This window comes from Aetokthonos hydrillicola CCALA 1050, from assembly GCF_017591665.1.
GTDB lineage: Bacteria > Cyanobacteriota > Cyanobacteriia > Cyanobacteriales > Nostocaceae > Aetokthonos > Aetokthonos hydrillicola.
The window spans coordinates 1-5,119 of record NZ_JAAKGC010000201.1 but is presented as its reverse complement, the minus strand read 5'-3'; the positions used below and the strand labels follow the sequence as shown (position 1 = coordinate 5,119).

8 protein-coding genes are annotated in these 5,119 nt (G+C 36.2%); 5 read left to right on the top strand and 3 right to left on the bottom strand.

What is annotated here, in order from left to right:
* Positions 1–203, bottom strand: a 203-nt coding sequence (locus G4P69_RS35425) for a Mur ligase domain-containing protein (RefSeq protein WP_243903149.1), incomplete at its 3' end; no start/stop codon positions are given.
* A 490-nt stretch (positions 204–693) separates the two neighbouring features.
* Between G4P69_RS35425 and G4P69_RS35420 the strand changes: the two genes are divergently transcribed.
* Positions 694–858, top strand: coding sequence for a hypothetical protein (locus G4P69_RS35420; RefSeq protein WP_208343743.1), 165 nt, complete (start codon positions 694–696; stop codon positions 856–858).
* A gap of 66 nt (positions 859–924) precedes the next feature.
* On the opposite strand, the gene G4P69_RS35415 is transcribed toward G4P69_RS35420, so the two are convergent.
* Both G4P69_RS35415 and G4P69_RS35410 read right to left on the bottom strand, forming a co-directional pair.
* Positions 925–1,371: a tellurite resistance TerB family protein gene (locus G4P69_RS35415; RefSeq protein ID WP_208343742.1), complete on the bottom strand. Its 447-nt coding sequence runs from the start codon at positions 1,369–1,371 to the stop codon at positions 925–927.
* Between the two features lie 204 nt (positions 1,372–1,575).
* Positions 1,576–1,740: a hypothetical protein gene (locus G4P69_RS35410; protein ID WP_208343741.1), complete on the bottom strand. Its 165-nt coding sequence runs from the start codon at positions 1,738–1,740 to the stop codon at positions 1,576–1,578.
* 446 nt (positions 1,741–2,186) lie between these two features.
* Between G4P69_RS35410 and G4P69_RS35405 the strand changes: the two genes are divergently transcribed.
* From G4P69_RS35405 to G4P69_RS35390, 4 genes are all read left to right on the top strand, one after another.
* Entirely contained in the window at positions 2,187–2,663 is a 477-nt protein-coding gene (locus G4P69_RS35405) for a GNAT family N-acetyltransferase (RefSeq protein ID WP_243902530.1), read from the top strand.
* A gap of 227 nt (positions 2,664–2,890) precedes the next feature.
* Positions 2,891–3,952 carry a CHAT domain-containing protein gene (locus G4P69_RS35400; RefSeq protein ID WP_208354612.1) on the top strand — a complete coding sequence of 354 codons (1,062 nt, stop codon included), beginning with the start codon at positions 2,891–2,893 and terminating at the stop codon, positions 3,950–3,952.
* 183 nt (positions 3,953–4,135) lie between these two features.
* Positions 4,136–4,681, top strand: a complete 546-nt coding sequence (locus G4P69_RS35395) for a hypothetical protein (protein WP_208343739.1) — start codon at positions 4,136–4,138, stop codon at positions 4,679–4,681.
* 42 nt (positions 4,682–4,723) lie between these two features.
* Positions 4,724–5,119 (top strand): hypothetical protein (locus tag G4P69_RS35390; protein WP_208354602.1); only part of this gene is annotated, 396 nt, incomplete at its 3' end.

The window sequence follows — 5,119 nt, the reverse complement described above, 5'->3', positions numbered from 1 at the left end:
GCACCTTTTGCAAACGCCAAGGGTACAAACTCATGTCCATCAAACTTTTCGCCCCGTAAAGCTACAAACACTTCACCTGGCTGAAGGTTACGGGTATCTGTTTGGATACCCTTGCCTAATTGTACTAATGCTTCAGATGATAAGTTTGTTGCTTTGGCACAAAGAACTTCTACTAGTTGACCTAATGTTGCAAAACAAGGCATAATTTCTGATTTAGAAGATTCCAAAATACTAGTGTTGGTTAAATCTCGTACATAAACAGTGCGAGGATAAAAGTCTTTAAATCATATAATTCTTTTGTAAAAATACCAAGTTAACAGAGTTAATTTTTTTATTCTCAATTAAAATAGGATTATTCTCACTTAAAATCAAATTAGTTAAGTGTTTGGGATCAACTCAAACGCTGAATTTTTATATTGATTAGTATCTGCCTCTAACTAGGTGTAGTTCGTCCGGCAATTTCATTGTTCTTTCATTTGATGCCACTCATCCTCAATGCGAACAAGAGTATTTTGGTATATATGAAAGGTGGATATACTGCTTTTCCAAAGTTCTAGAAATTTGGCAACGCAGGAGAATATGTGAAGCATTTATGCAGCTATCAGGCCGCAAAAACTGACTTCAACATTTTTTTGAAAAAATTTTTGTCTGTTATATAACGACTTACTTTCTGGACAAGTTCTGGTGGTTTTGATGGAAATTCTAGATTTAATTTTTTCAACCTATCGTTGGTATCGTCGGTTACGAGGTGGTTTATGGTGGCGGGTAGAAATTCCCCTGTTTGATGGTCCACAAGTTGTTTGGGTACATCACAAGCCAGAGTGTGAGTGCTGTGTTATACAAACAGAACAATATTAGTATATTAGCAGAAGACTACACCGACCTGATGGGCGGTGTAGGAATGTCACGAGACCCTGATATTGTTCATCCCCTGTGTTTAATCAACATTACTTGTACGATTTGTGTAGCAAGCTCTCCTGGAATATCCAAGGCTTGATACAAATCGTTCAAAAAGTCCTTTTCTTCTTGAGTCACGATCCCATCAGCTAATACTAGGTCTGTAGCCACCGCAAAAGCTGCTTCCCGTAAGTTGTAGGGTAAGGATTCTTTAGCTGTATTAAACAAAATGTCGAGTCCTTGACGCCTTAAAATCGTCAACAGTCTATCGAACATTCTATTCATCACATCATATGGATAACTTCTAAAAAGCTTCATCCGAGACAGAGCTGAATAAAGAATTCTTGTCTCCTCTTCAGAAAGATAACCGTCTGATGCTGTTGCAGCGAGGGTGATAGCAGCGAAAGCCTCCGCAGGATTGAGCGCCTCTTGCACTTGGGTTTGTGAAACCAAAACTTTATCAAATAGACTCATTGTTGTTTGCTCCTTTATTTATGTCTCAGTCGCGATACAGCTAGCCACACCAGATGGACTCTAGGTAATCCTGCAACGCTGTGAAACTTTCTATGTTTAGTGTTCCCAGGATTTTTTCCACGCGAACATTTCTAATAAATAGAGCTTGACAAAAAGTCGATTGTGTGAATCAAGAAGGAGCGAATCGCTTATGCAGAAGTGAACTTATCCTCCAGGGAGTCGTTTTGCGTCTACACCAACGTTTGTTTTTTCTATTGTTTCTATTACCGCCAATCCTATACCGGAAACTGCAATCAGCAGGAATATAGACCCTAAAAAGGCTTGGACAAGCATCCGCAAAGCATCATCGAAAAAAATGTAGGTTGTCATTGCTTTATCTTCTGAACTCAATTGTGCTAGGACTATATGTTTCTTCACACCCTATTAGCTAAATTCCGTTTAGAAACCCCTAGCATTTGCATCTTAACAAAACTTTAGCTCTTTAAAAACTAGGCTTAGATTTTTTCTTTTTGAAGTTTAGATAAACTTTCTTCATAGTTGTATCAGATAAATTACGGAATTTATCTACTGGTAAATACGGCTTCCAAGTGAAGTCACGTAAGCGTTATCCGTTAGTTCAGTAAGTATAATTACATCCAGTATATAACTGACTATAGTAAGGTGGAGAAATTACCTATTATTAAACTATGACTAAATTATCTATACAATCGCTATTTGGATATATTCCTAATCAACTAAAGGCTTTTTTAAACCAAAATCATTTGTTCTTAAATGTAGAGATTTCCACAAGTCGTCTCTTTTTGAGACCAATCTCAATGAGATACAAATCGGAGATTTACCGAGAATTTACTGATGAAATAACTACTTATATGTATCCTCGTCCACCTAAAAACATTTCTGAAGCAGAATCCTTTGTCAAAGATTCAATCATTGGAATGAAAAGCGAGAGTCACTTAATAGTTGTGATTCTCAAGAAAAATTCTCAAGAATTTTTGGGGTGTGCAGGAATCCACAAAATAAGCAGTAATTACCCTGAACTAGGTATTTGGTTGAAAAAATCAGCACATGGTAACGGCTACGGATTTGAGACGATAAAAGCCCTCAAAACATGGGCTGAGGAAAACTTACATTACAAGAATCTTGTATACCCAGTTGATAAAGAAAACATTCCCAGTCGCAGAATTCCCGAAAAACTAGGTGGAATAATTGTCCGAGAATATAAAAAGACTAATTTGAGTGGAAAAGTTTTACAACTTGTCGAGTATGAGATTCCTAATCCTGCCAGGGAATGAGTTAAATTCAGCTTCCTGAAAGAGTTTAAGGGGTTGCGGACGAGGGTTAAGTGCATAAGTTGATTTCACTAATACCTATTTAGAATGCAGAAGGAAGACTTATGTTCTCTGGTTTCAAATCCGGAATGTTAACTTTTTACAGTCAAAAAGAAAAATTACGAAAAATAATCTTCTCAGCTTGTATTAATGGTAGAAAATCAGCAAATTACTTACAAATCATCAGTAAAGTGAAAAAAATATTAATTTTATCAGCCAATCCAAAGAACACAAATCACCTACGCTTGGACGAAGAGGTACGGGGAATTCAGGCAGCTCTAAAACAATCGCAAAATCGAGAACAGTTTCAAATTGTTACGTTTCTGGCTGTGCGAGTTGAAGATTTGCGTCGTGCTTTGCTGGAACATCAACCAACTATTGTTCATTTTTCGGGACATGGTTCTGGAACTGAAGGTTTAGCATTGGAAAATAATTCAGGGCAAATGCAACTAGTAAGTACAGAATCTTTAGCAAGGTTATTTGGGTTGTTTCAGAGCCAAATAGAGTGTGTTTTCCTCAACGCCTGTTATTCGCAAGCCCAAGCTGAGGCAATTCACCAACATATTGATTATCTGGTAGGCATGAATCAAGCGATTGGAGATGTCGCAGCGATTGAGTTTGCTATTGGATTTTATGATGCGCTGTTTGCTGGCAGACCCTATGAAGAATGTTTTGAAGTTGGTCGTGCTTCTATTGACTTACAAGGTATTCCAGAATATTCAACCCCACAGCTTAAAGCAAGACAGCGGTCTTTTTTTCATCTTAAAGACAATATAAAGGAAGGCAAACAATCAGAACTTGAAAGTAAATTACCCCAGACTATGACACAAGAAAGGCCTCCGCAATCAATTGTTATCAATGGTGGTAGTCATCCAGGACAAATAGGACAAGCTGGTAATAACCTAAATCAAAATCAGTCCAACACTCAGGGTAGTCTGGAGGAAGAATTATCCCCTATAGAGATTGTTGAACTAATAGAAAAAATTCAATCTTTATTTAATTATTCAGATTTACCTGACAAGCAAAAGAAACAAGCTCTTAAACATATAGACTACGCGAAAGATGCAGTTCAAGAAGAAAAACCAGACAAAAATACTGCAGCAACAAGTTTACAGAAAGCAACCCAAACTCTGAAAGAAGCTAATGAAACTTTAGGTGCAGGTCAAGGGATTTGGCAGAAGTTAGAACCAATAGCAAAACAATTAGCTCCTTGGTTAGGAATTGCAGTAAAAAGTCTTGTTTTACTTCCTTAAGATGATGCTTTAAAAGTTTATTCAAAAATTAAATCCATGAGAAAAATTTACAAGAATCTATAAAATTAATGTTTTTTATTGGTTCCTGTGTACAAACATTTTCAACAAATTCTCTTAGCGAATAGCTTTTAAAACATCATCCTCATAAATCTTTTTACAACATAGATCAAACGAGGATAGATTATGGATAACAAGCCTTCTTCCAATAATTCTCAAAAAATTGAAACTCGCGATACTAGAGTTGACGGTCAAATAGGACAGGCTGGAGGTAACTTGACTCAGATACAATTAGTAGTCAAATTTTTTAAATTGTTATCTGAGCAAGCTTTAAAGGGTTCTATAGTTGGTGTTGCTATTGGTTTGTCCGTGATGTTCATCAGTCCTATCATCTTATATCCAATTTTTAAAGACTATACAGTATCAGCTAAATGTGCAGAATTTATCTCTGCAATTTTTGTTGGCTCGTATTGTTATTTATTTTGTGGTAATCACATCAGTCGTAAATCGCATAAGATTTTCTTAGCAGTATTAGCGGGAGTTGTAACTTGGTTTATATTACCATCTGTTCGCGAAGTTTTTCTTCCAAAAAATCAGGGAGTTTACCAACAAATAAATGACACAATTAGCTATTCAATCAGCTATGCTATTATTTGTGTATTAGCTGGTGGTGTTATAGAAACAATAGCAGCAATAATCTACAAAAAGCCCGGCAAAGATATATCACAGTAAATAAAGCGAAGTGAATCAGGTAATAGTGGGGTTTCTAAACTTATGATTGCTATCTTAATAACATCTCATTCCTTTCAAGTAAAAAAAAAATCATTATTGATGAGAGTGATATATTTTTTAATTTTATTATTAAGTACATTCTATTTCGTAATATTGTCCAATTCAGGAGACATTGGTTTAGCCAGCGCTAAAAACAGCGAAAAAACCTTTGTTGGCTATTACCAGAGTTGGTCAGAGCCATGGACAAGTAGTCCACGACAAATGCAATTAGCAAATATCGCTCCTTATGTGAATAAAGTAATTGTATCTTTTATGCAGCCTGATGCGAGTTATAAAAAGGGTAGCTATAACTTTACTGGAACGGGGCTACAATTCTCCCTAGATGGCAAAGTAGTAAAAGATGCAATTGCCTTGTTAAAAGAACGTAACCGCAAAACT

Excerpts from the sequence above, each read along its gene's own strand:
- G4P69_RS35420 (WP_208343743.1), top strand. The coding sequence starts at position 694 with ATGGAAATTCTAGATTTAATTTTTTCAACCTATCGTTGGTATCGTCGG.
- G4P69_RS35410 (WP_208343741.1), bottom strand. The coding sequence starts at position 1,740 with ATGACAACCTACATTTTTTTCGATGATGCTTTGCGGATGCTTGTCCAA.
- G4P69_RS35415 (WP_208343742.1), bottom strand. The coding sequence starts at position 1,371 with ATGAGTCTATTTGATAAAGTTTTGGTTTCACAAACCCAAGTGCAAGAG.
- G4P69_RS35395 (WP_208343739.1), top strand. The coding sequence starts at position 4,136 with ATGGATAACAAGCCTTCTTCCAATAATTCTCAAAAAATTGAAACTCGC.
- G4P69_RS35405 (WP_243902530.1), top strand. The coding sequence starts at position 2,187 with ATGAGATACAAATCGGAGATTTACCGAGAATTTACTGATGAAATAACT.